19 protein-coding genes are annotated in these 24,695 nt (G+C 70.5%); 7 read left to right on the forward strand and 12 right to left on the reverse strand.

Translation table 11 applies throughout. The features are described from left to right. Nucleotides 1-28: 28 nt before the first annotated feature. The gene (locus tag ACE1OC_RS07610) at nt 29-607 is read right to left on the reverse strand and encodes a cysteine hydrolase family protein (protein ID WP_407836338.1); all 579 of its coding nucleotides are present in this window, start codon (nt 605-607) and stop codon (nt 29-31) included. Between the two features lie 294 nt (nt 608-901). Between ACE1OC_RS07610 and ACE1OC_RS07615 the strand changes: the two genes are divergently transcribed. Beyond that, nucleotides 902-2,455, forward strand: a complete 1,554-nt coding sequence (locus ACE1OC_RS07615) for a M1 family metallopeptidase (protein ID WP_407836339.1) — start codon at nt 902-904, stop codon at nt 2,453-2,455. 34 nt (nt 2,456-2,489) lie between these two features. Here the strand turns inward: ACE1OC_RS07615 and ACE1OC_RS07620 are convergent, their stop codons facing one another. Further along, nucleotides 2,490-3,350 (reverse strand): oxygenase MpaB family protein, encoded by an 861-nt coding sequence (locus ACE1OC_RS07620; RefSeq protein WP_407836340.1) that lies wholly within the window; start codon nt 3,348-3,350, stop codon nt 2,490-2,492. A gap of 94 nt (nt 3,351-3,444) precedes the next feature. Between ACE1OC_RS07620 and ACE1OC_RS07625 the strand changes: the two genes are divergently transcribed. Both ACE1OC_RS07625 and sph read left to right on the forward strand, forming a co-directional pair. Next, a complete protein-coding gene (locus ACE1OC_RS07625) occupies nt 3,445-3,624 on the forward strand; it encodes a hypothetical protein (RefSeq protein ID WP_407836341.1) in 180 nt (59 codons plus the stop codon). A 101-nt stretch (nt 3,625-3,725) separates the two neighbouring features. Further along, the gene (gene sph, locus ACE1OC_RS07630; protein WP_407836342.1) at nt 3,726-4,712 is read left to right on the forward strand and encodes a sphingomyelin phosphodiesterase; all 987 of its coding nucleotides are present in this window, start codon (nt 3,726-3,728) and stop codon (nt 4,710-4,712) included. Nucleotides 4,713-4,795: 83 nt separating this feature from the next. Here sph and ACE1OC_RS07635 read toward each other — a convergent pair whose 3' ends face one another. The 4 genes from ACE1OC_RS07635 to ACE1OC_RS07650 form a co-directional block, all read right to left on the reverse strand. After that, a complete protein-coding gene (locus ACE1OC_RS07635) occupies nt 4,796-6,454 on the reverse strand; it encodes a bifunctional aspartate transaminase/aspartate 4-decarboxylase (protein WP_407836343.1) in 1,659 nt (552 codons plus the stop codon). 64 nt (nt 6,455-6,518) lie between these two features. Beyond that, entirely contained in the window at nt 6,519-8,222 is a 1,704-nt protein-coding gene (aspT, locus tag ACE1OC_RS07640; protein WP_407836344.1) for an aspartate-alanine antiporter, read from the reverse strand. A gap of 24 nt (nt 8,223-8,246) precedes the next feature. Then, entirely contained in the window at nt 8,247-9,926 is a 1,680-nt protein-coding gene (aspT, locus tag ACE1OC_RS07645; protein ID WP_407836345.1) for an aspartate-alanine antiporter, read from the reverse strand. 121 nt (nt 9,927-10,047) lie between these two features. Beyond that, complete coding sequence (locus ACE1OC_RS07650) at nt 10,048-11,889, reverse strand: AMP-dependent synthetase/ligase (RefSeq protein ID WP_407836346.1); 1,842 nt, start codon at nt 11,887-11,889, stop codon at nt 10,048-10,050. Nucleotides 11,890-11,986: 97 nt separating this feature from the next. On the opposite strand from ACE1OC_RS07650, the gene ACE1OC_RS07655 reads away from it, so the two are divergent. Then, complete coding sequence (locus ACE1OC_RS07655; protein WP_407836347.1) at nt 11,987-12,763, forward strand: MerR family transcriptional regulator; 777 nt, start codon at nt 11,987-11,989, stop codon at nt 12,761-12,763. After that, on the forward strand, nt 12,726-13,391 hold the full coding sequence (locus ACE1OC_RS07660; protein ID WP_407836348.1) for a maltokinase N-terminal cap-like domain-containing protein: 666 nt from the start codon (nt 12,726-12,728) through the stop codon (nt 13,389-13,391). Before ACE1OC_RS07655 ends, ACE1OC_RS07660 begins: the two co-directional genes overlap by 38 nt. 5 nt (nt 13,392-13,396) lie before the next feature. On the opposite strand, the gene ACE1OC_RS07665 is transcribed toward ACE1OC_RS07660, so the two are convergent. The 6 genes from ACE1OC_RS07665 to ACE1OC_RS07690 form a co-directional block, all read right to left on the reverse strand. Beyond that, a complete protein-coding gene (locus tag ACE1OC_RS07665) occupies nt 13,397-15,568 on the reverse strand; it encodes a 3-hydroxyacyl-CoA dehydrogenase NAD-binding domain-containing protein (RefSeq protein WP_407836349.1) in 2,172 nt (723 codons plus the stop codon). Nucleotides 15,569-15,622: 54 nt separating this feature from the next. Further along, nucleotides 15,623-16,837 (reverse strand): acetyl-CoA C-acetyltransferase, encoded by a 1,215-nt coding sequence (locus ACE1OC_RS07670; RefSeq protein WP_250740830.1) that lies wholly within the window; start codon nt 16,835-16,837, stop codon nt 15,623-15,625. A gap of 127 nt (nt 16,838-16,964) precedes the next feature. Continuing rightward, nucleotides 16,965-18,107, reverse strand: coding sequence for an acyl-CoA dehydrogenase family protein (locus ACE1OC_RS07675; protein WP_407836350.1), 1,143 nt, complete (start codon nt 18,105-18,107; stop codon nt 16,965-16,967). 12 nt (nt 18,108-18,119) lie between these two features. Further along, nucleotides 18,120-19,145, reverse strand: coding sequence for an LLM class F420-dependent oxidoreductase (locus tag ACE1OC_RS07680; RefSeq protein WP_407836351.1), 1,026 nt, complete (start codon nt 19,143-19,145; stop codon nt 18,120-18,122). Continuing rightward, nucleotides 19,145-20,326, reverse strand: coding sequence for a CaiB/BaiF CoA transferase family protein (locus ACE1OC_RS07685; RefSeq protein ID WP_407836352.1), 1,182 nt, complete (start codon nt 20,324-20,326; stop codon nt 19,145-19,147). The genes ACE1OC_RS07680 and ACE1OC_RS07685 overlap by 1 nt, the downstream gene beginning before the upstream one ends. A gap of 104 nt (nt 20,327-20,430) precedes the next feature. After that, nucleotides 20,431-20,868 carry an MmcQ/YjbR family DNA-binding protein gene (locus ACE1OC_RS07690; protein ID WP_407836353.1) on the reverse strand — a complete coding sequence of 146 codons (438 nt, stop codon included), beginning with the start codon at nt 20,866-20,868 and terminating at the stop codon, nt 20,431-20,433. A 206-nt stretch (nt 20,869-21,074) separates the two neighbouring features. Here ACE1OC_RS07690 and ACE1OC_RS07695 point away from each other — a divergent pair, with 206 nt between their 5' ends. Continuing rightward, a complete protein-coding gene (locus ACE1OC_RS07695) occupies nt 21,075-22,712 on the forward strand; it encodes a PKD domain-containing protein (protein ID WP_407836354.1) in 1,638 nt (545 codons plus the stop codon). A 222-nt stretch (nt 22,713-22,934) separates the two neighbouring features. Then, on the forward strand, nt 22,935-24,602 hold the full coding sequence (locus ACE1OC_RS07700; protein WP_407836355.1) for a hypothetical protein: 1,668 nt from the start codon (nt 22,935-22,937) through the stop codon (nt 24,600-24,602). The last annotated feature ends 93 nt before the right edge of the window (nt 24,603-24,695 follow it).

Raw genomic sequence — 24,695 nt, forward strand, 5'->3', positions numbered from 1 at the left:
CAAAGCATCGGCTATGTCCGCAGCTGGGTCACTTCAGTTCGGCTCCCGTGGCTACGACCACGCCGTAGAGCTCGGTGATCGTGGCGAGGGCCGCCTGGTGGATCTGTTGCGCCGTCAGGGCGCCCGCCGGGCTTTCCAGCGCGCGCGTCGCCGAGGCGTCGGCGACGACCGTGGCAGCGTAGCCGTGCAGGAAGGCGCCCTCGGTGGTGAACAGGGTGCACATGTTGGTCATGAACCCGGCGATGATCAGGTTCTTCCGGCCGGTGGCTTCGATGATCTCGTGGAGGTCGGTCCCGTGGAAGCCGTTCGGGACGGACTTGGTGACGACGGCCTCGCCCTCCCGGGGGGCCACGGAGGCGTGGAGGGTGCCCGGCTCGGTGTCGATGCCGTAGCCGCCGTCGCGGATGTGGACGACGGGAGTGCCGAGCTCGCGGGCCCGGGCGAGGAGCCGGGAGGCGGAGGCGAGCGCCGGTTCCCAGCCGTCGAGTTCCATGACACCGCCGGTGTAGGTGTTCTGGTAGTCGACCAGGACCAGGACCGCGTCCTCGAAGGTCGCGGGGGTCTCGTCGAAGCCATTGAGCTGACGCAGGGTCGTGGTGGTGGTCATAGAGGTGCCGTTCTCGCGAGGTGGGGTGGGGTGGTGGCCCGACGCGGGGCCACGACGTCAACGCTAGGAGGCTGCGCACGCCCGGGCAATGACGGCCGAGCCGCAGATCCGGACATCGATCCGCGCAGGCCGGGGGCGGTGCGCGGGCCGTCGCCGCCCGGACGGACGCGTTCCGCACGGGCGTTTTTCAGACGCATGGCGATCGTGTGACAGGAGGGGCCATGGACATGACGTGGGGTCCCGGGCGTGAATACGGTCGAACGGAAGCCACTCCCCTACCACTTGGAGTTCAAGGTGCACCGCAAAGTCATCGCCCCGAGCGTGCTCGCCGCCTCCCTTCTGCTGGTGATCCCGGCGTCGGCGGCGAGTTCCGTTCCGGGCGCACCGGGTATCGGCGACCCCTACTACCCGGCCAGCGGCAACGGCGGGTACGAGGTCTCCCATTACGATCTGCGCCTCCAGTACCAGCCGAAGACCGACCTGCTCGAGGGCACCGCCACCCTGCTCACCACCGCCAAGCAGGACCTGTCCCGCTTCAACCTCGACTTCGGTCTGGACGTCAGCGAGATCCGGGTGAACGGGGTCAAGGCGAAGTTCGCCAAGTCCGGCGTCTCGGAGCTCGAGGTCACCCCGGCCTCCCCGCTCCAGCGGGGCAGGCAGTCGAGCGTGGTCGTCAAGTACGCGGGCAAGCCCTCGGAGTTCAAGGTCGACGGCTGGTCGGCCTGGCAGCGCACCCCGGACGGCGGCGTCGCGGCGCAGGAGCCCGATTCGGCCGCCTGGTGGTTCCCGAGCAACGACCACCCGCTCGACAAGGCCACCTTCGACGTGTCGGTGAACGTGCCCGACGGCACCCAGGCCATCAGCAACGGCGTGCTGCAGTCGCAGAGTTCCCGCCTGGGCTGGACCCGGTACAACTGGCGCTCGAACAAGCCGCAGGCCACGTACCTCGCCACCCTGGCCGTCGGCAAGTTCGACATCACCACGGACAAGACGGCGAGCGGTCTGCCGATCCTGAACGCCTACAGCCAGGACCTCGGTGACAACGCGGGCGCGGCGCGCGCCAGCATCGAGCGGACCGGTGAGGTCGCGGAGTGGCTGGAGGGGGTCTTCGGGCCGTACCCCTTCAACGCGCTCGGCGGGTACGTGCCGAACGTGCCCAGCGGGTTCGCGCTGGAGACGCAGACCCGGCCGTTCTACAGCCCCCGGCAGTTCGCGAACGGCGCGAACGTGTCCGTGGTCGTGCACGAGCTGGCCCACCAGTGGTACGGGGACAGCGTGTCCGTCGACGGCTGGAAGGACATCTGGGTCAACGAGGGCTTCGCCCGCTACAGCCAGTGGCTGTGGTCGGAGAAGGAGGGCGAGGGCTCCGCGCAGGAGCTCGCCGACTGGGCGTACGGGCTGCGGCCGGCCGAGGACCCGTTCTGGCAGGTCAAGCCGGGTGACCCGGGTCCGGAGAACCAGTTCCACGGAGCCGTCTACGACCGCGGCGCGATCGCCCTCCAGGCGCTGCGCAACACGATCGGTGACGAGAAGTTCTTCCGGATCCTGAAGGGGTGGCCGACCGAGCGCGCCTACGGCAACGCCAAGGTCGGGGACTTCGTCCGCTACGCGGAGAAGGTCTCCAACCAGCCGCTCGCGCAGCTCTTCGAGACCTGGCTGTACACCCCGGGCAAGCCCGACGCCTCCGCGCTGAACGCGCCGAGGACGCTGCCGGCCGCGACCACGGGCACCGGCACCGGCACCGGCACCGGCACCGGCACCCTGCGCTCCCCGGCCGCGAAGCCGGCGGCGGAGCCGAAGTCCTGGAAGAAGATCGCCGCGACGAACGAGGTGCACGACCACCACTGATCCGCACCGGTACGGAGCTGCGCGCCGTCGCCCCTCAGCGGGCGGCGGCGCGTTCGCGCGCCCGGGCCGCGCGGGCGATCGGGAGGTAGCGCAGGCGCTCCGGCAGGAGGGGTACGAGCAGGCGCAGGGCGGTGCTGAAGCGGCGCAGGCGGCGTTCCTGGGCCGGGGTCCACTCCAGACCGATGGCGGCGCGCGCCTCGGGCGGCATGTAGCCGGCGGTGACGAAGGCCCGGAAGTGCAGGAAGGCGGCCCGCAGGACGGGCCAGGTCAGGCGCAGCAGGAGCCGGACCGGCAGCGGGCCTCCGGTGGGGCGGGGCAGGGGCGCGTCGGTGGCGAGGAGTTCGCGGGCGACCTTGGTGGGCTCGATCTCCTCGGCCAGCATCCGGTGGTAGTACGGCCAGTACTCCTCGATGCTCTGCGGCATGTCCCGGTCGTGCAGACCGAGGATGCGGCCGACCTGGAGCCACTCGCGGTAGAGCTGCCGTTCCTGGGCCGGGGTGAAGGGGCGCAGCAGGTAGCGCCCGGCGTAGAGGTAGATGGGGAAGCCGGTGGCGTGCACCCAGGCGTAGCAGGCGGGGTCGAGGGAGTGGTAGCGGCGCCCCCGGGTGTCGGTGCCCTGGATCTCCTTGTGCAGGCGGCGCACCCGGCGTCCTTCGGCGGCGGCGTCGGCCCCGCCGTACACCCACAGCTGGACGGAGCGCAGGGAGCGCTCGCCTCGGCCCCAGGGGTCGGTGCGGAAGACGGAGTGCTCGTCGACCCCGGCGCCGATGGCGGGGTGGGCGACCTGCAGGGTGAAGGCGGCGGGCAGCATGAGCAGCGCGCGGACGTCTCCCGCGATGGTCCAGAGCACTCCACCGGGCGGCGGGGGCTCGGGGTCGCTTCGCTTCGTGCCCATCCTTGTGCCCCCAGGGTGTCGACCAGCCGTTCTCCCAGTATGCAGGGGGTCCGGAGGCTTCCGCCGGACCCTGTGGACGGTGCATCCTGCGGCCATGAACCTGTCCCCCTCGGCCGTGGTGCAGGCCCTGGCCCCCTGGGTGCTGACCGGCGCGGCCGTCGCGCTGGCCCTGATCCTCGCGGTGCTCGTCGCGCTGTTCTCGGTGCCGTACTTCCTCCTGCGGTTCCGGGACCGGGCCGGCCGGGGCGGGACCGCGGAAACACCGAAGAAGTAGCACTGCGTCCAGAAACCCGTGTCACAGGTGTTACCGCGAAGTAACCCTGGCTGCTTGGATGGCGGAGCCGATCTTCCCCCACAGGAACGAGGGAGACCTCCATGCCCCAGATCCAGCCCCGCAGGGCCCGCGCCGCCGCCGCGGCCGTCGCCGCCATCGCCGTCGGATCGCTCGTCGCAACCGCGGCTCCGGCCGCCACCGCCGCGGAGAGCGCCACGCCGCGGCTCAGCGTCCTGTCGTACAACGCGTTCCTGATGAGCAAGAACCTGTACCCCAACTGGGGCCAGGACCACCGGGCGGCGGAGATCCCCAAGGCCTCCTGGTACCAGGGCCACGACGTCGTCGTGGTCCAGGAGGCCTTCGACAACGGCGCCTCCGACGCGCTGAAGGCCAACTCGGCCGCGCAGTACCCGTACCAGACCCCCGTCGTGGGCCGCAGCAAGAGCGGCTGGGACGCCACGGGCGGCGCCTACTCCTCCACCACCCCGGAGGACGGCGGCGTCACGATCCTCAGCAAGTGGCCGATCGTGCGCAAGGAGCAGGTGGTCTACAAGGACGCCTGCGGCGCCGACTGGTGGTCCAACAAGGGCTTCGCCTACGTCGTGCTGAACGTGAACGGCACCAAGGTCCACGTGGTCGGCACGCACGCCCAGTCCACCGACCCCGGCTGCGGCGCGGGCGAGGCGGCGGAGATGCGCGCCCGCCAGTTCCGGAACATCGACGCGTTCCTGGACGGCAAGAACATCCCGGCGAGCGAGCAGGTCATCGTGGCGGGCGACATGAACGTCGACTCGCGCACCCCGGAGCTCGCCGGCATGCTGGCCAACGCCGACCTGGCCGGCTCCGACACCCGCACGGGGCACACGTACTCCTTCGACACCGCGCTGAACTCGATAGCGAAGTACCGCTACCCGACGGACCCGCGCGAGGACCTGGACTACGTGCTCTACCGCAAGGGCAACGCCCGCCCGGCGAACTGGGAGAACAACGTCGTCCTGGAGCAGTCGGCGCCCTGGACGGTCTCCAGCTGGGGCACCTCCTACACCTACAACAACCTCAGCGACCACTACCCGGTGATCGGCCGCTGATCCGCAGCTGATCCGCCACACCGAAAGGGGGGTGCCCCGCCGTGATCCGGCGGGGCACCCCCCTTTTCCTGCGGCCCCGGCCGTCAGCCGTTGGCCTTCGACCGCTCCCACTCGCTCGCGTAGTCGTTGAAGATCTCCCGCAGGTGGTGGCCGATCTTCAGGTAGTCCAGGTCGTCGAGGTTCGCCAGCGAGACGCGCACCGACCACTGGGGGCCGTCGAAGCCGCCGCCGTTGAGGAGGACCACCGAGGTCTGCTCGGCGAGGCGGAACAGCGGGTCGACGGGCTCGTAGTTCTTCTCCAGGAAGTCCGCGAAGTCCTTGCCGTGGACCCGTTCCGCCTCGGCCAGCAGGTCGAGCTCGATGTAGTACCCGGCCCGCTTGTCGTCCTCGGAGATCTTCATCTGGGCGCCCTCCAGCAGCAGGTCGAGCCTGCGGTGGACGATCTGCCGGATGCGCTCCTTGTACGCCTGGCCCTCGTCCAGCATGTCGAAGAGCGAGAAGAGCACCATCATCGTCTGCTGCGGCAGCGAGAGGCCGGCCGTGTGGTTGAGGGCCACCGACCGGGAGTCCGCGACGAGCCGGTCGATGAAGCGGATCTTCTCCGGCTCCAGGCTGAGGGTGCCGTACCGCTTGGCCAGCCGGTCCTTCTGGTCCTGGGGGAAGCCCGCGACCATCTCGTCGACGACGTTGTCGTCGTGCAGGCCGATGACGCCGAGCCGCCAGCCGGTGCACCCGTAGTGCTTGGAGTACGAGTACACGAGCAGGGTGTTGCGGGGCAGGTCGGCGGCGATCGAGCGGAAGCCCGGCACGAAGGTGCCGTACACGTCGTCCGTCACGATCAGCAGGTTCGGGTTGCTGGTGGCGACGATGTCCTTGATCTGGTTCGCCACCCGCTCGCTCAGCGCGAGCGAGGGCGGGTTGGACGGGTTGACCAGGCAGACGAGCTTCACGGAGGGGTCGGCCAGCTTGGCGACCTCCTCCTCCGGGTAGCGCCACTGGCGCACGCCGGTCTCGGCGAAGAGGCTCGCGGAGATGTTGACCACCTCGAACTCGAAGGTGTCGAGCTCGGGGATCTCGATGTACGGGGTGAAGACCGGGGTCATCAGGGCGATCTTGTCGCCCTTCTTCAGGACCCCGTTCTTCATCAGCGAGTCGAAGATGTAGCACATGGCGGCGGTGCCGCCCTCGGTCGCGAACAGCGACAGGTTGGTGCCCTCCGGCGGCTTCTTGCCGAACATCTCGTCGGCGACGTAGCCGCGCACGATGTGCTCCGCGTGGGTCAGCATCCGGTCCGGGACCGGATAGTTGTCGCCCGTGATGGAGTCGGTCAGCTCGTGCACGAAGGCGTCCTTGTCGAACGCCCAGCGCGACAGGGCGTACTGGACGCACGCGGACAGCATCTCCACGCCCGGCAGGTCCGGGTGGCGCCGGGTCCAGGAGTCGAACCGCTCCCCGATGCCCTTCTTCTCCGGCATCCCGCCGAGGTTGTCGGCGGTCCACACCCGGCGGGACTCGTCCAGCGCGAAGTAGCCCAGTGCGTAGAAGGCCTCGCGCGGCCCGGTGGCGATCCAGTTCGGGTTGCCGCGGCCCGCGTTGAGCATGGCGCGGGCGGTGGTGTCCTTCTGGCCCGGCTTGTCGGCCTGGGCGGCCGTGGCGAGCTGGATGAACTTGTCCTTCAGCTCGAACGGGCTGAGCTGTGCGAAGGACTGGATCTCCTCGCGGCTGAAAGTGGTCTCCGGCACGGTGGTTCGTTCCTTTGCGTCGGGGGCGTTCGGTCGGCCTCGCGGCCGGGGTGAAGGGGCGAGTTCAGTGGTTGAGGAGGACGATCACCGCGCCCCAGATCGTCAGCAGTACGTTGCTGACCGCGTAGGGGATCGTGTAACCGAGCGTCGGCACCTGGGATTTGGACTCTTCGTTGACGGCTCCGATCGCCGCCGTGGTGGTCTGGCCGCCGGCCAGTACACCCATCAGGATCGGGAAGCGGATCTTCTGGATGTGATGGCCGACGAGGAAGCCCACCAGCAGCGGGATCAGCGTGATGACCGCACCCCAGAGCAGCAGCCCCCACCCGGCGGAGGCGAGCCCGCTGGTGAAGCTGGGTCCGGCGTTGAGGCCGACGACCGCGACGAAGAGGCACAGGCCGAGGGTGTCCATGAACCACTGCGCCCCGGGCGGGACGTTGCCGTAGGTCGGGTACCTGCCGCGGATCCAGCCGAAGACCAGGCCCATGATCAGCGCGCCGCCCGAGGTGGACAGCGAGATCGGGACCCCGCCGGCGGTGAGGGCCGGGATGCCGAGGCAGCCGCCGAGGAAGATGCCGAGGCCCACCCAGATCATGTCGGTGGCGAAGCTGGTCGGGACCGGCTTGCCGATGGCCTTGCCGGCCGGGCCGACCAGCCGCTTCGGGCCCGAGAGGATCAGGGTGTCGCCGCGCTCCAGCTGGGTGGAGAGCCGGTAGGGGAACTCCGCGCCGGAACGGTAGAGCTTGTCGACGTAGACGCCGACCATGAAGGGCTCGGCCCGCAGCTCCGCGATGGTCTTGCCCAGCTGCGCCTTCTCGGAGGCGACCACGTGCAGGTTCTCCGTCTGGTAGCCGAGGAGTTCGACGTCGTCGGCCTCGGGGCCGATGTGCGTGCGGGCGTCGAACTCGACGAGGGATCCGCGCAGGGCGCTGACGGCGACGACGTCGCCCGCGGCCAGAACGGTCTGCTGGGTGTGGTCGACGATCGCGCCGTCCCGGCGGATCCGGGTGAGGTAGATCCGGTGGCCCAGCGACTTCTGCTGGTTCTCGAAGTCGTCGATGGTCCGGCCCACGAGGTCGGGCCGCTGGATCGTGTAGGCCCGCAGGACGATCTCGTAGTAGCCCTCGTGCAGGTCGGGGTCGTCGCTGGGCGCGTCGAGCTCCTTGGCGAGCTGGGCGCTCTCGGCGGCCAGGTTCCGGCGGTAGAGCCGGGGCAGCACGTTGGCCAGGAGCATCGCGCAGAGGATGGTGCCGAGCGGGTAGGTGACGGCGTAGCCGACCGCGACGAGGTTCTGCTGCTCGGTGATCTCGGACGGGCTGAGTCCCGGAAGGTTGCCGATCGCGTCCTGGGCGACGCCGATGACGGCGGACTGGGTGAGTGCGCCGCCGAGCAGGCCCGCGCTGAGCCCGGGGCCGTAGCCGAGCATCACGGCGAAGCCCCAGGAGACGAGCAGGCCGGTGACGCAGACGATCACCGCGTTGAGGACCTGCGGCAGGCCGTCCTTCTTCAGGCCCCGGAAGAACTGCGGGCCGACCTTGTAGCCGAGGGCGAAGAGGAACATCGTGAAGAAGAGGTTCTTCACGGTCCCGTCGATGGTGATCTTGAACTGGGCGCCGAAGACCAGGCCCACGACGAGGCAGCCCGTGACGGCGCCCAGCCCGATGGCCTTCCACCGCAGCTTGCCGACGAGGAAGCCGAAGGCGACGGTGACGAAGACCAGGAGTTCGGGATGGGGCTTGAAGATGTTCCGTACAAGGAAGTCGATCATGCTGGTACCCGTCCTGGTGGGGGGTCAGGCGCCGAGGATCCCGACGAGGATCGGTCCGGTGAGTGGGAGCAGGAAGTTGGAGAGCGCGTAGGTGATCGTGTAGCCGAGCATCGGTACGGAGCTCTGCGCCACCTGCGTGACCGAGGTGATGGCCGGTGTGGAGCACTGCTGTCCGGCGATGGCGCCGATCAGCAGCGGCTTCTCGATCTTCAGGAGCTTGCGCCCGACGAGCAGGGAGATCGTGGCCGGTACGAGGACCATGGCGATCCCGGCGAACGGCAGCAGGGCCCCGTACTCCTTGAGCAGCGGCCAGGCCTGCGGGCCCGAGGTCAGACCGGTGCAGGCGATGAAGACCGCGAGCCCCATGTCCTTGATGGTGGTGGCGGCTTGCGGCGGGAAGGCGCCGAAGGTCTGCCGGCGGGAGCGGAACCAGCCGAAGAGCAGACCCGAGATCAGGCAGCCGCCGCCGGTGCCGAGCGAGAGCGGGACCCCGCCGAGGCGGACCACGAGCTGGCCGATGAGCGAGCCGAGCGCGATGCCGAGACCGAGGTAGATGAAGTCGGTGGCGTCGTTCTTGGCCACCGTGCCGATCTTCTCCACGATCCGGTTCAGGCCCGAGCGGGCGCCCACGAGGGTGATGACGTCACCACGCTCGACGACGGTGTCCGGGTTGGCGGGCAGGTGCTGCTCGCCGCGGAGCACGTCGGTCACGTACACGCCGCTGCGCCCGAACTCCGCGTGGGTGGCGCGGATCTCGTCCAGGGACTTGCCGGCGACCGACTTGTCGGTCATCGCGACCTGCCGGGTGGCCAGCGGGGTGTCCACCCCGGGGATACCCGGGGTCTCCGGGCCGATGGCCCGGCCGGCCGCGATGGCCTCGGAGCGCCGGCCGACGACGAGGACGAGGTCGGAGAGGGTGAGTTCGAGGTCCGGGGCGGGGGTCAGGTCCTTGGAGCCGCGCCGGACGGCCTCCACGGTGACCCCGCCGCCGAAGGCCGCTTCCAGGTTCCCGACGGTGCGGCCGTCGGCGAGGGTGACCAGGTGGGTGCGCCCGACCAGGCCGGGCAGCGCCTCGCGCTCGTCGCTCTCCAGCCCGCCGCCGGAGCCGCGCAGCTTCTCCCACAGTGCGCGCGAGGCGTCCGCGAGGTTGATGCGGAGCAGCATCGGCATGATCTGGCTGGTGTAGATGACGATGGTGACCAGGCCGAAGAGGTAGCAGACCGTGTACGCGGTGGCCACGTGGCCCTGGTACGTGGAGATCTGGTCCGGGGTCAGGTCGGGCAGCTTGCCGATCGCCTCGGTGGCCGTGCCGACCACGGCGGATTCGGTGGCCGCGCCGGCGAGGATGCCGGAGGCGGTGCCGACGTCGAGGTCGAAGGCCTTGGCCAGCAGGTAGGCGAGGCCGAGCACGCTGACGAGCTCGATGAAGCAGAGCGCGAAGAAGCGCAGGCTCTTGCGGTTGAGGTTGGCGAAGAACTGCGGTCCGGCCATGTAGCCGAGGGCGAAGATGAAGAGCGCGAAGAAGATCGTCTTCACGTCGGCGTCGATCTCGATCTTGGCCCAGGCGCCGAGCAGCAGCGACACGATCAGCGTGCCGCAGATGCCGCCGAGGGTGATCGGGCCGACGCGCACCTTGCCGAGGAGGTAGCCGGCCGCGAGGCAGAGGAACAGGGCGAGTTCGGGATGGTCTTGCAGCACACCCATGGGCGATCAGCCGCCCTTGCCGGGCGGCGTGGCGAATTCAGGGCATATACACATTTCCCCACCCTTGCCCGGTGAGTCTCCATCCGCTCACCGGGCAGGGCCATTCGTGTGACGGACCTTTCTACGAGGCTTCGTGCGGCTCCGCGTAGAGCCCCTCGATCAGCTCCGCGTACTTCTCCCGGACCACCCGGCGGCGCAGTTTCAGGGACGGGGTCAGCTCCCCCGACTCCGGACCCCACTCCCCGGTCAGCACCCGGTAGCGCTTGATCTGCTCGGTGCGGTTGAGCCGGGCGTTGGCGGCTTCGACGGCCCGGGCGATCTCCTCCCGCACGGCCGGGTGCGCGGCCAGTTCCGCGGGCGTGGCGGCCTCGATGCCGCGGGCCTGCGCCCAGGCCGGGCCGAGCTCGGGGTCCAGGACGAGGAGGGCGACGAGGTAGGAGCGGCCGTCGCCGTGCACCAGGGCCTGCCCGATCAGCGGGTGTTCCTTGACGGTGTTCTCCACGAGGGCGGGCGAGACGTTCTTCCCGTTCGAGGTGATGATCAGTTCCTTCTTGCGGTCGGTCAGCCAGAGGAACCCCGCCTCGTCGAGCCGCCCGATGTCCCCCGTCGGGAACCAGCCCTCCGCGTCGGAGGCGCTCTCCACCGAACCGTCCGGGAGGAGGTACCCGCCGAAGACGGTCTCCCCGCGCGTGAAGATCTCCCCGTCCTCGGCGATCCGCAGCTCCAGCCCCTGGATCGGGCGCCCCACGGAGCCCAGCCGGAAGCCGTCCGGGCTGTTGACCGTGCACACGCCGGAGGTCTCGGTCAGCCCCCACGCGTCCATGATGGTGATCCCCCAGCCCGCCCAGAAGCGGACCACGTCGATCGGCATCGGCGCGGTGGCGCTGGCCGTCCAGACCAGGCGGTCCAGCCCGGCCAGCGTCAGCAGCGGGTCCAGCACCCGTTCCTTGGCCGCGGCGTACGAGGCTTCGAGCCCGGCCGGGACCTCCTCGCCGCGCTCCCGGTGGCCGGCCCGCTCCCGCGCCAGGTCGTTGGCGGCTTCGATGGCGCGGCGCTGCTCCTCGGGCAGCCGCCCGAGCACCGCCCGTACGGAGGCGGCCAGCTTCTCCCACACCCGGGGCACCCCGAAGAACTGCACGGGGTGCAGCTCGCGCACCGCGGCCGCCACGGCGGTCGGGTCCGCGCACAGCCGGACGTGGGCGGCCCGCAGCAGCGGGAGGTAGATGCCGAGGACCCGCTCGGCGATGTGCGCGAAGGGCAGGTAGCAGACGTGCTCGGCGTGCTCGGGCAGGTCCACGTGCCGGTCGAGCCGGACCGCCTGGAGCACGATGTTGCGGTGGGTCAGGCGCACCCCCTTGGGGTCGCCGGTGGTGCCCGAGGTGTAGACGACGGTCAGCGGGTCCTCGGAGCGGGACTCCCGCCAGGCCTTCTCGAAGGCCTCGGACCGGTGCAGGTGGACCCCGCCCGCGTACACCGACGCGTAGGTCGAGTGCGGGCCGGCCTCGGGGGCCTCGGCCACGACGAGCCGTTCCAGCGGGGTGCCGGGGTCGCTCAGCAGCGGCTCCCACCGGGCCAGCTCCCGGGCGCCCTCGACCACGGCGAGCCGGGCCCGGCTGTGGCGGGCTATGTGGGCGATCTGCTCGGGCGCGGAGGTCCCGTACACGGTGACGGGGACGGCGCCGAGGTGGACCAGGGCGAGGTCGGTGAGCCAGTGCTCGGGGCGGTTGCCCATCATCAGCAGGACGTGCTCGCCGCGTTCGACGCCCAGGGAGGCGTAGCCGGCGGCGAGGACGGCCACCTTGCGGCGGACGTCCGACCAGCTGAGGGTGGTCCAGGCCGTGCCGTCGGGCCCTTCGCGCCACGACAGGGCGGGCAGGTCTCCGTGCTCGGCGGCGTTGCGCGCCAGCAGGGCGGGCAGGGTGAGCTCGTCGGGAGGTGCGGGCAGGCGCAGTTTCGTGGGCATGGGCAGCTCCTTGCCGTTTCACATCGTTGGTGCGACAGCAATACTGTTGAACACGAACCGAGTCGACGCGCTGATCAGAGAGCAAGGCGGAAAGCCCATGACCACCCAGGCACCGGAGCCGGCGTCGCTGACCGTCGACGAGCTGGCGGCCAGGGCGGGTGTGACCGTCCGCACCGTACGGTTCTACAGCACCCGCGGGCTTTTGCCCCCTCCCGTGATCGGACCCCGTCGGGTGGGCCGGTACGGCCCGGAGCACCTGTCCCGCCTCGCGCTCATCGAGGAGTTGCAGCATCAGGGCATGACCCTGTCCGCCATCGAGCGCTACCTCGACGCCCTGCCCGACGACCTGAGCGCGCACGACCTGGCCATCCACCGCGCGCTGGTGGCGACCTGGGCCCCGGACGCGGCGCTGGACTCCTCCCGCGCGGAGCTGGAGAAGCGGGCGGGGCGCACGCTGACGGAGACCGACATCCGGCGGCTGACGGCCATGAACGTGCTGACGCCGACCCCGGAGGGCTTCCGGGTGGACGTGGGGCTGCTGCGGCTCGGGGTGGCGCTGCTCGACGTACCGATCGCCCACGAGACGATCCTGGCCGCGCGCGAGGTGCTGCTCGGGCACGCGCGGACGGCGGCGCACCAGCTGACCGCGCTGTTCCGGGACGAGGTGTGGGGGCCGTTCACGGAGGGCGAGAGCGATCCGGAGCGGGTGGAGTCGATGAAGGCGCTCTCGGCGCACATGCAGCCGATGGTGGTGCAGGCCCTGGTGACCGCGTTCCAGCGCTCGTTGAAGGAGGAATTGCGGGCGGCCTTCGTTTCGGAGCCGGTAGGTTCACGCCATGGCGATGATCTACAAGACCACCATGAAGCCCGGTAAGACGGAGCTTCTTACTGCCTGGCTTCCGACCCGGCCGTGGTACGCGTCCACGGGACACGCCCCCGAGCTCGACCGCTCGGGCGGGTTCCGCCTCGACGACCCGGAGGGTGAGGTCGGCATCGAGTTCATGGTGCTCACCGACCGCTCGGGCGGCCGGGAAACCTCGTACCTCGTGCCGCTGACCTACCGCGGCGCCCCGCTCGACGGCGCCGGAGCCGCTCTGGTGGGCACCTCCGAGCACGGGGTGCTCGGCACCCGCTGGATCTACGACGGCGCCCACGACCCGGTGCTCGTGGGCCAGTTGCTCGCCCTGGTCCAGGGCCGCGCCGTGGCGCAGGACCAGTGCGACAGCGGGGTGAGCGACCCCTCGGTCACCGCGTGGTGCGACGAATCCGGGCTCCCGGCCGCCCTCCTGGGGTGGCCGGAAGTCACCGACACCGCGCAGGGCACGGAGGTACGCGTACCGGGCGGCCCCGCGATCGCCCTGACGCGGGTCCTGCGCCCCGGGGACGACGTGCGGGCGGAGCCCCGGGGGGCGGCCGGCCGGCTCACCGCCGGCTGGACCACCCCCGACGGGGCGGCCCACCGGGGCCTCTTCGCGGAGCTCCGCGCGCACGTCACCCCCTGACCCGCTCAGTCGGCGTACGTCTCTCCCCGCTCGGCCTTCTCCACCAGGGAGGCGGGCGGGGCGAAGCGCTCGCCGTACTTCTCGGCCAGCTCGCGGGCGCGGGCGACGAACCCGGCCGGTCCGCCCTCGTAGCCGTTGATGTACTGGATCACCCCGCCGGTCCAGGCCGGGAAGCCGATGCCCATGATGGAGCCGATGTTGGCGTCGGCGTACGAGGTCAGGACCCCCTCGTCGAAGCAGCGGACGGTGTCCAGCGCCTCGGAGAAGAGCATCCGCTCCTTCATGTCCTCGAAGGGGATCTGGTACCCCTCCTTGGTGAAGTGCTCGCGCAGCCCCGGCCAGATCCCGGCGCGCTTGCCCGCCTCGTCGTACGCGTAGAAGCCGCCGCCGCCGCTGCGCCCGGGGCGCCCGAACTCGTCGACCATCCGGTCGATGACGGTGTCGGCGGGGTGCTCGGCCCACGCCCGGCCCTCGGCCTCGAAGGCCTTGCGGGTCTCGTTGCGGATCTTGCGGGGCAGCGTGAGGGTCAGCTCGTCCATCAGGGAGAGCACCTTGGCCGGGTACCCGGCCTGGGCCGCGGCCTGCTCGATGGACGCGGGCTCGATGCCCTCGCCGACCATGGCGACGCCCTCGTTGATGAACTGGCCGATGACCCGCGAGGTGAAGAACCCGCGCGAGTCGTTGACCACGATCGGCGTCTTGTTGATCTGCCGTACGAGGTCGAAGGCGCGGGCGATGGCCTCGTCACCGGTGCGCTCGCCCTTGATGATCTCGACCAGCGGCATCTTGTCCACGGGCGAGAAGAAGTGCAGGCCGATGAAGTCCGCGGGCCGCGAAACCCCTTCCGCGAGGCCCGTGATGGGCAGCGTGGAGGTGTTGGAGCAGAGCAGCGCGTCGGGGGTCAGGAACTCCTGGATCTCCTGGAACACCTTGTGCTTGAGGGCGGTGTCCTCGAAGACGGCCTCGATGACGGCGTCGCAGCCCGCCACGTCGGCGGCCTCGGCGGTCGGGGTGATCCGGGCGAGCAGCTCGGCGCGCTTGGCCTCGGTGGTACGGCCCCGGGACAGGGCCTTGTCGAGCAGCTTCTCGGAGTACGCCTTGCCCTTGGCCGCGGCTTCGGGAGTGACGTCCTTCAGCACCACCTCGATGCCCGCGCGGGCACAGGAGTAGGCGATGCCGGCGCCCATCATGCCGGCGCCGAGCACGGCCACCTTGGCGACCTTGCGGGGCGCCACGCCCTGCGGGCGGCTGCGGCCCGCGTTGACGGCCCCGAGGTCGAAGAAGAACGCCTGGATCATGTTCTTGGCGGTCTGCCCGGTGACCAGCTCTGTGAAGTAGCGGGCCTCGATGGTCAGCGCGGTCTCGAAGTCCACCTGGGCACCTTCGACGGCGCAGGCCAGGATGTTGCGCGGAGCCGGGTACGGGACTCCGTTCAGCTGCTTCTTCAAGTTGGCCGGGAAGGCCGGGAGGTTGGCGGCGAACTTCGGGTTCGACGGCGTGCCGCCGGGGATCCGGTAGCCCGGGACGTCCCACGGCTGCTTCGACTCCGGGTTCGCGTCGATGAAGGCGTGCGCCTTGGCGAGCATCTCCTCGGGCGTGGCGGCCAGTTCGTGGACCAGACCGTTGTCCAGGGCGCGCTGGGGGTTGTACTGGGTCCCCTGCAGCAGCACCTTGAGGAGCGCGTCGGCGATGCCCATCAGGCGCACGGTGCGGGTGACGCCGCCACCGGCCGGGAGCAGGCCGAGGGTGACCTCGGGCAGGCCGATCTTGGAGCCGGGCGCGTCGAGGGCCACCCGGTGGTGGGAGGCCAGACAGATCTCGTAACCGCCGCCGAGGGCCGTGCCGTTGATGGCGGCGACGACGGGCTTGCCGAGGGTCTCGATGCGGCGCAGCGAGGCCTTGATGGCGGTGCCGGTGTCGAAGGCCAGCTGCGCGTGCTCGGGACGGAGCCGGATCATGTCCTTGAGGTCGCCGCCCGCGAAGAAGGTCTTCTTGGCGGAGGTGAAGATGATGCCGCGGATGGAGTCCTTCTCGGCCTCGGCGCGGTCGGCGATCGCGGCGATGGAGTCCTTGAAGGCCTGGTTCATCGTGTTGGCGGACTGGTTGGGGTCGTCGAGGACCAGGGTGACGACGCCGGTCTCGTCCTGTTCCCAGCGGATCGTGGTGGACTCGCTCATGTTCGCAACTTCCGTGTCAGGGGTGGGATCAGGGATCGGGGGGATCAGGACGAGTCAGAGGCGTTCGACGATGGTGGCGACGCCCATGCCGCCGCCGACGCAGAGGGTGACGAGGCCGTAGCGCTTGTCCTGGCGCTCCAGTTCGTCGACGACGGTGCCGAGGATCATCGCGCCGGTGGCGCCGAGCGGGTGGCCGAGCGCGATGGCGCCGCCGTTGACGTTGACCTTGTCCAGGGAGACGCCCATGTCCTTGACGAAGCGCAGCACGACGCCGGCGAAGGCCTCGTTGATCTCGATCAGGTCGATGTCGTCGATGGTCAGGCCGGCCTTGGCGAGGGCCTTGCGGGTGGCCGGGGCGGGGCCGGTGAGCATGATGGTGGGCTCGGAGCCGGAGACGGCGGCCGAGACGATCCGCGCACGCGGGGTGAGGCCGTTGCGCTCGCCCGCCTCGCGGGAGCCGATCGCGACGAGGGAGGCGCCGTCGACGATGCCTGAGGAGTTGCCCGCGTGGTGGACGTGGTCGATCTTCTCGACCCAGTGGTACTTCTGCAGGGCGACGGCGTCGAAGCCGCCGAGTTCGCCGATGTCCGCGAAGGAGGGCTTCAGCCGGGCGAGGGTGTCGGCGGTGGTGCCGGGGCGGACGAACTCGTCGTGGTCCAGGACCACCAGGCCGTTGCGGTCGGTGACCGGGACGACCGACTTGGCGAAGCGGCCGTCCTTGATGGCGGCGGCGGCCCGCTCCTGGGACAGGGAGGCGTACTCGTCCACGTCGCGCCGGGAGAATCCCTCGATCGTGGCGATCAGGTCGGCGCCGATGCCCTGCGGGACGAAGTCGGTGTCCCAGCCGGTCATCGGGTCGTTGAACCAGGCTCCGCCGTCCGAGGCCATCGGGACGCGGGACATCGACTCCACGCCGCCCGCGAGGACCAGGTCCTCCCAGCCGGAACGGACCTTCGCGGCCGCCATGTTGACGGCTTCGAGGCCCGAGGCGCAGAAGCGGTTCTCCTGGACGCCGGCGACGGTGTCCGGCAGCCCGGCGGCGATCGCCGCGATCCGGGCGATGTCGGAGCCCTGGTCGCCGACCGGACTGACGACGCCGAGCACGATGTCGTCGATGGTGCCGGGGTCCAGGCCGGGGTTGCGCTCGCGCAGGGCGTGGATGAGGCCGACGACCAGGTCGATCGGCTTGGTTCCGTGCAGGGAGCCATTGGCCTTGCCTCGGCCGCGCGGCGTGCGGATCGCGTCGTATACGTACGCTTCGGTGCTCACTGGTCAAGCCTTTCGGGGGTGCGGAGGCGTGGGGAGGGTCAGGGGAGGCGTGGGGCGAGGGTCAGAGGCGGGGGGAGGGGGAGGGGGAGGGGGAGGGTCAAGGGAACCAGGAGGAGGTCCGGGGAGGTCAGGCCAGCAGGGAACGGCCGATGATCTCCTTCATGATCTCGGTCGTGCCGCCGTAGATGGTCTGGATGCGGCCGTCGGTGAAGGCCCGCGCGACCCGATACTCGGTCATGTATCCGTATCCGCCGTGCAGTTGCAGACAGCGGTCGGCGACCCGCTTCTGGAGTTCGGTGGCCCACCACTTCGCCATCGAGGCGTGGACGTGGTCCAGTTCCCCGTTGGAGTGGTCGGTGATGCAGCGGTCGAGGAAGGTGCGGGTGACCGCGCACTCGGTGGCCATCTCCGCGATCTCGAAGCGGATGTGCTGGAGCTTGGAGAGCGGCCGCCCGAAGGCCTCGCGCTCCTTCACGTACTGCGTGGTGATCTCCAGCAGGTACTCGGCGGCGGCGATGCCGGCCATCGCGATGCCCATCCGCTCCTGCGCGAGGTTGGTCATCAAGTGGACGAAGGCGCCGTTGAGTTCGCCGAGCAGATTCTCCTTCGGGACGCGCACGTCGTTGAAGAACAGCTCGGCGGTGTCCTGCGCCTTCTGGCCGATCTTGTCGAGGTTGCGGCCGCGCTCGAAGCCCTCCGTGCCCCGCTCCACGACCAGCAGCGACATGCCGTGCGCCCCGCCCTCGGGGGTGGTCTTCGCGACCACGATCACCAGGTCGGCGAGGATGCCGTTGGAGATGAAGGTCTTGGAGCCGTTGAGCACCCAGTGGTCGCCGGCATCCTCGGCGGTGGTCCGGATGCCCTGGAGGTCGGAGCCCGCGCCCGGCTCGGTCATCGCGATGGCGGTGATGATCTCGCCGGAGCAGAAGCCCGGCAGCCAGCGGCGCTTCTGCTCCTCGGTGGCCAGCGAGGTCAGGTACGGCCCGATGATGTCGTTGTGCAGGCCGATGGCGAGCCCGGCGGCGCCCGCCCGGGTGAACTCCTCGGCGATCACCGCCGCGTACCGGAAGTCGGCGTTCCCGCCGCCCCCGTACTCCTCGGGGACGGCGAGGCCGAGCAGCCCCTGCCGGCCTGCGGCCCGCCAGGCCTCGCGGCTGACGATCCCGTCCTTCTCCCACTGTTCGTAGTGCGGCAGCACCTCCTTGGTGAGGAAGGTTCGGACGGTCTCGCGGAACGCCTCGTGGTCGGCGTCGAAGATCTGGCGTTTCATTTCGGGGGCCTCCTAGAGCCAGTTCTTGACGGTCTCGACGAGCCGGGCCGGTTCGGGCCCGACGGGCGTGACGTTGAGCATGGTCACCCCGGCGGCCCGGAAGGCCTCGACGCGCTCGCGCACGTACCCCTCGGGCCCGCACAGCGTGGTGAGCTCGCACAGTTCGTCCGGGACGGCGGCCGCGGCGTCGCGCTTGTGGCCGGAGAGGTAGAGCTCCTGGATCTTCCGGGCCTCCTCCTCGTACCCGTAGGCCACGGCCAGGTCGTTGTAGAAGTTCTTGCCGACCGCGCCCATGCCGCCGATGTACAGGGCGATCTGCGGGCGGGCGAGGTCCCGCAGCGCCGCCGCGTCCTCGCCGATCGCGAGCAGGCCGCCCGCCACCGTCCGCAGCGGGCCGAGTTCCGGCGCGCGCAGGGCCGCGCCCGCGGCGAGCGCGCTCCCCCACACGGCGCCGGCCTTCTCCGGCACGAAGAGGGTGGGCAGCCAGCCGTCGGCGATCTCCGCCGTCATCCGCACGTTGGCGGGCCCGAGCGAGGCCACGTAGACGGGGATGTCCGCGCGGACCGGCCGGGTCAGCATCTTCAGCGGTTTGCCGTGCCGCCCGCCCTTCTCCGCGGGCAGCGGCATGTCGGTGATGCCGTGGTGGTCGATGGTCTCGCGGCGCCAGATGCGCCGACACAGCTCGACGGTCTCTCGGGTCCGGCCGATCGGCTTGTCGTACGGCTTCCCGTGCCAGCCCTCGACCACCTGCGGGCCCGACGCCCCGAGGCCGAGCATCGCCCGGCCGCCGGACATCGCGTCCAGGCCCGCCGCGGTCTGTGCGATGAGGGCGGGGGTGCGCGAGTAGACGTTGAGGATGGCCGAGCCGATCTTCATCCGCTCGGTGCGGGCGGCCAGGTACCCCATGATCGTCGGGGCGTCGAAGCCCCAGGCCTCGGCCACCCACACGGCGTCGAGCCCGGCCGACTCCAGCTCCGCCGCGGCGTCGGCGGCGCGGCGCGGGTCCGCGGAGTAGTCGAGCATCATCGAGAGTTCCATCAGGCGCCGTCCCCCCTCTCCGACGACTCCTTCCCCAGCAGCCCCGGCACGCCCCAGTCGGCCGCCACGGACTCCGTGTGCGCGCCCGGCAGCGCGGGGCCGCCCACGACGGCGGCCGGGGTCGCGGAGAAGCGGGGCGCGGGGGCGGGCTGGGTGATCCCGGCGGCCTCGACGAAGGTGCCGCGGGCGGCCAGGTGCGGGTGGTGCGGGGCCTCGCGCAGCGAGAGCACGGGCGCCACGCAGGCGTCGGTGCCCGCGAAGACGGCCGTCCACTCCTCGCGGGTACGGGACTTGAAGCGCGCGGCGACGGCCTCGCGGAGCTCGCCCCAGCGGGCCAGGTCCTTGCGGGCGGGCGCCTGGTCCTTGATGCCGAGGAGCTCCACGAAGGTGTCGTAGAACTGCTGCTCCAGCGCGCCGACGGCCATGTAGCCGCCGTCGGAGGTCTCGTAGCTGCCGTAGAAGGGGCAGCCGCCGTCGAGGAGGTTGGCCCCGCGCCGGTCCTGCCAGCCGCCGGCCGCCATCATCCCGTGGATCATGGCGGTGAGGTGCGCGGTCCCGTCGACGATGGCCGCGTCGACGACCTGTCCGGTGCCACCGGGGGTGCGGGCGTGCTGGAGGGCGGCGAGGACGCCGATGACGAGGTAGAGCGAGCCGCCCGCGTAGTCGCCGACCAGGTTGGCGGGGACGGCCGGGGGTTCGCCCGGGTTGCCGATCATGCCGAGGGCACCGGTGACGGCGATGTACGCGATGTCGTGCCCGGCGGTGTGGGCGAGCGGGCCGTCCTGGCCCCAGCCGGTCATCCGGCCGTAGACGAGCCGGGGATTGCGGGCGTGGCAGTCGGCCGGGCCCACGCCGAGCCGTTCGGCGACCCCGGGGCGGAAGCCCTCGATGAGCACGTCGGCGCGCTCGACCAGGTCCAGCACGCGGGCCGGGCCGTCGGCGGACTTCAGGTCGACGAGGACGGAACGCTTGTTGCGGTTGGTGATGTCGTAGGCCGGGTTCACGGCCAGCCCGCCCCCGCCGGGCCGGTCCACCCGCACCACGTCGGCGCCCAGGTCGGCGAGGAGCATGGCGGCGAACGGGCCCGGCCCGATGCCCGCCAGCTCGACGACGCGCACGCCCGCGAGCGGGCCCCCGCCGCTCCCGGGCACGTTCCCCGCCGCGTTCCCTGTCACTGCCATCGAGCCCCCAGCATCCGGTGGCACCACTGCCGCCACTGTGTGACACAACTGATGTAACACCAGTGATGCTAGGAACCTGTTCCACTGAGCACAAGAGCAAGCGCTTAGCCGGTTGCGGCGTTTCCCCCTGCATCGGGTCCGGCACCGGGTCCGGCGGTCCGCGCGTCGAGCTCCTTGAGGTCCCGTTTGAGCGCGACGGTCCGGTAGCTCTCCTCCACCCACTCGCACAGCACCTCGGCGGACGGCGCCCCCTTCTCCCCCAGCGGTACGGAGACCCAGCCGGCCTTCCCCAGCCCGTACCCGGTCGGCTCCGCGCCGGGGGCGGTCATGGCGTGACCGTGCAGCGCCTCGTCCTTGAGCTTCACGGAGATCCCGGGCGACGGGCCGTCGGTGTTCCCGAGGAAGACGAAGATCTTCTTGTTGACCTTCACCACGCAGTCCTCGGGGCCCCACGGGAACTCCTCCCGCGCCTGCGGCAGTCCCCGGGCGAACTCCCGGACCACTTCCCACTTGCGCACCCCAGCCTTCACGCGCACCTCCACTCACCGCGGGCCTCACCCGCTCGCACGGACCGTCCTCTCCTCACGCTAGACCGGCCTGCCTCGACGAGGCCGGAGGAATCGGGCCACAGGCCCCAATCAGTGCAAACGCAAACAGATAAACCCAGGTGATCCACGAGCTGGTCGTTCTGTAGTCTGAGCGGGCTTTCGGCCCTGTTCCAGGGCGCACAGACATTTGGGGGGGCTCGGTGTCTCATCGCCGACTCGTAGCATCCGCGACCATCCTCGCGGCAGGAATTTCTCTCATACCGGGGCTGGCCAACGCCGCCGACTCCGAGCCGGGCAAGGTGCAGGGGGTATCCACGCCCGATCTGGACTCGGCCATCGAGGCCAAGACCACCAAGTTCGACAGCCCGGCCGACCGCTCGGTCAAGGTCCCCTCAGCCGGCAAGAGCAAGGCGGCCGGCACGCTGGCGGCCTCCGAGGGCAACCCGGACCTCGCGGTGGCCCTGCACGGCACCACGTTCAACGCGCACTCGCTCGAACTGAGCATGGGCGTCACGAGCGCGGACGTCGACGTCGAGCTCACCATCGACTGGGGCGACGGCACCTCCGGCACGGCGAGCGCCCACGGCACCGAATCGGCGCAGGTGGAGCACGTGTACCGCGAGGTCGGCACGTACAGGGTCAAGGTCAAGGTGACCGACGCCGTCAACGGCGTCTCCGCCGAGAACTCCGTCACCGTCACCACCGAGGGCTCGGACTTCACCCCGTACACCCCGACCCGCCTGCTGGACACCCGTACGGCCGGGAACCCGGTCCTCGGGTACAAGTCCGCGCGCGTCAAGGTCGGCGGCTTCGGCACCATCCCGGCCGGTGTGACCGCGGTGGCCCTCAACGTCACCGTCACGAACACCTTCAGCCCCGGCCACATCACCGCCTTCGCCTCGGGCACCGAGCGTCCGACCACCTCGAACCTCAACTTCGAGCCCGGCCAGACGGTCCCCAACCAGGTCATCGTGCCGGTCGGCGCCGACGGCTACGTCGAGCTCTACAACGGCACCTGGCTGGGAGTCGACCTGATCGCCGACATCACCGGCTACTTCACCCAGTCCGCCGCCAGCGGCTACACCGGGATCTCCCCGGAGCGCCACGTCGACACCCGTGAGGGTCTCGGCACCCGCAAGGGCCAGATCCCGGGCTACGGAACCATCACCACCAAGATCGCGGGCAACCGCGGCGTCCCCGCAGGGGCCAAGGCCGTGGCGCTCAACGTGACGGTCACCAACCCGCGGAGCGACGGCCACCTGACCGTCTTCCCCGCCGGGAAGGCCGCGCCGAACGCGTCCAACCTGAACTTCACCACGGGCCAGACCATCGCCAACTCGGTGATCGTCCCGGTCGGCACCGACGGAAAGATCAGCATCCGCAACGGCGGCTGGAACCCGGCCGACGTGATCGTCGACGTCGTCGGCTATTACAGCCCCGACAGCGTCAGCGCGTACCTCCCCTTCGCGCCGGAGCGCGTGAAGGACACCCGCGAGAACAAGAAGCCGCTGCCCGGCCGCTACTACAGCGTGCTCGGACTCGGCGACGGCTACCCGAACACCACGGGCTTCGTCCTGAACACCACGGTGACCAACACCAGGGGTGCCGGTTTCCTCGCGGTCGCTCCGGACCCGAACACCATCGCGGACTACAAGAACGGGACCAACATCGAGGTGCCGATCCCGACCTCGTCGAACCTGAACTTCACCGCGAACAAGACCGTCCCGAACCTGGTTCAGGCCGGCCGCGGCAACACCGGCGTCCTCGACTTCTTCAACTGGAGCGACGCCGACATCGACCTCATCGTCGACATCTTCGGCATCTACATGGACAACTGATCCGCCGGTGGGCACCGGAGGCGGCCCGACAGGGCCGCCGCCGGTGCCCACCCCGGATCACGGTGCCCCGGGAGCACGGCCGTCCAGGCCCTCCCGGGGCACCCCCGCCGCACACCGGGCCAGGGAGGGCCCGTACATGCGGCCACCCGCGGGCCATGGAGGCCCGGCGGGTTCTCCGGCCCCGCTCGGGGGCCGGCAGACACACGACATTGGGGGGGCTCGGTGTCTCATCGCCGACTCGTAGCATCCGCGACCATCCTCGCGGCAGGCATTTCTCTCATTCCGGGGCTGGCCCACGCGGCCGACCCGGCACCGGCCAAGGGCCACGGGCTCGAAGCGCCCGACGTGGAGCAGGACCTGGCCGAGGCGAGGGGCTCCAAGACCTTCTCCAGCCCCGCCGACCGCACCAAGTCGGCCCGTACGGCCAAGGCCGCCGGCTCCGCGCAGGCGCAGGCCGCCGATCCGGGCTACAAGGTCGGGCTGAAGGCCGAGACCACCAGTGCCCACGGGATCGCCCTGACGTCAGAGGTCACGGCCGAGAGCGGCCAGTCCCTCTACGTCACCATCGACTGGGGCGACCAGGGCAGCACGGACGGCTACAACGCCCCCGGCTCCGGTGTGGCGACGAACCAGCACACCTACGCCGAGGTGGGCACGTACGTCATCACCGTCAACGTCGCGGACGCCGCCACCGGTACCTCCGTCAAGAACTCGGTCACGGTCACGACGGACGGGTCCGAGTTCACCCCGTACAACCCGACCCGCCTCCTGGACACCCGTGACGGCACGGGCGCGCCCGAGGCCGCCAAGGTGGCCCCGTACGGCTCCGCCCGCGTGAAGGTCGGCGGCTACGGCACCATCCCCGCCGGTGTGACCGCGGTGGCCCTCAACGTCACCGTCACCAACACCAACAGCGGTGGCCACGTCACCGCCTTCGCCGCGGGCACCACCCGCCCGACGACCTCGAACCTCAACTACGAGCCCGGCCAGACGGTCCCCAACCTGGTCATCGTGCCGGTCGGCGCCGACGGCTACGTCGAGCTCTACAACGGCGGCTGGGAATCGGTCGACCTGATCGCCGACGTCACCGGCTACTTCACCCGGTCCGCCGCCAGCGGCTACACGGCGATCGATCCCTCGCGCCACGTGGACACCCGCACGGGTCTCGGCGTCCGCAAGGGCCAGATCGCCGGCTACGGCACCTTCAGCGCCACGATCTCGGGCGCCGGTTACGTCCCCTTCGGGGCCACCGCGGTCGCGCTCAACGTGACGGTGACCAACCCGAAGGACGCCGGCCACCTGACCGTCTATCCGAGCGGCAAGGCCGCGCCCACCTCTTCCAACCTGAACTTCAGCGGCGGCCAGACCATCGCCAACTCGGTGATCGTCCCCATCGGCGCCGACGGCAAGATCAAGATCCGCAACGGCAGCTGGAAGGGCACCGACGTCATCATCGACGTCGTCGGCTACTACAGCCCCACCAGCCAGGCCGCGTACGTGCCGTTCCAGCCGTACCGCCGGATCGACACCCGCGATCCCAACCTCTGGAAGTACGGCCCCCTGCAGGGCCGCTGGTACATCTACATGAAGCTCAGCACGGCGTACCCGAGCGTCAAGGCCTTCGTCATGAACACCACGGTGACCAACCCCAAGGACACCGGCTTCCTCGCGGTCGCGCCGGACCCGAACTCGAAGGAGGCCTACGACGGGGGCTGGGCGGTCGCGCCCGGATCTCCCAGCTCGTCGACGCTGAACTTCACGCCGGGCAAGACCGTCCCGAACCTGGTCCAGGCGAGCACCGGCAACAACGGCATCGTCGACGTCTTCAACGAGAGCGACCGCAACATCGACGTCATCGTCGACGTCTTCGGCGTCTACGACGACTTCTGATCCCCGCCGAGCGGTGAACGCGGCCGACACTGGCCGCACGACAGCCCCCCGGGAACGGCCGCCCAGCCGCTCCCGGGGGGCTTCCTGGCGCCC

It is taken from the genome of Streptomyces stoeckheimensis (genome assembly GCF_045822005.1).
GTDB classification, from domain to species: Bacteria; Actinomycetota; Actinomycetes; order Streptomycetales; family Streptomycetaceae; genus Streptomyces; species Streptomyces stoeckheimensis.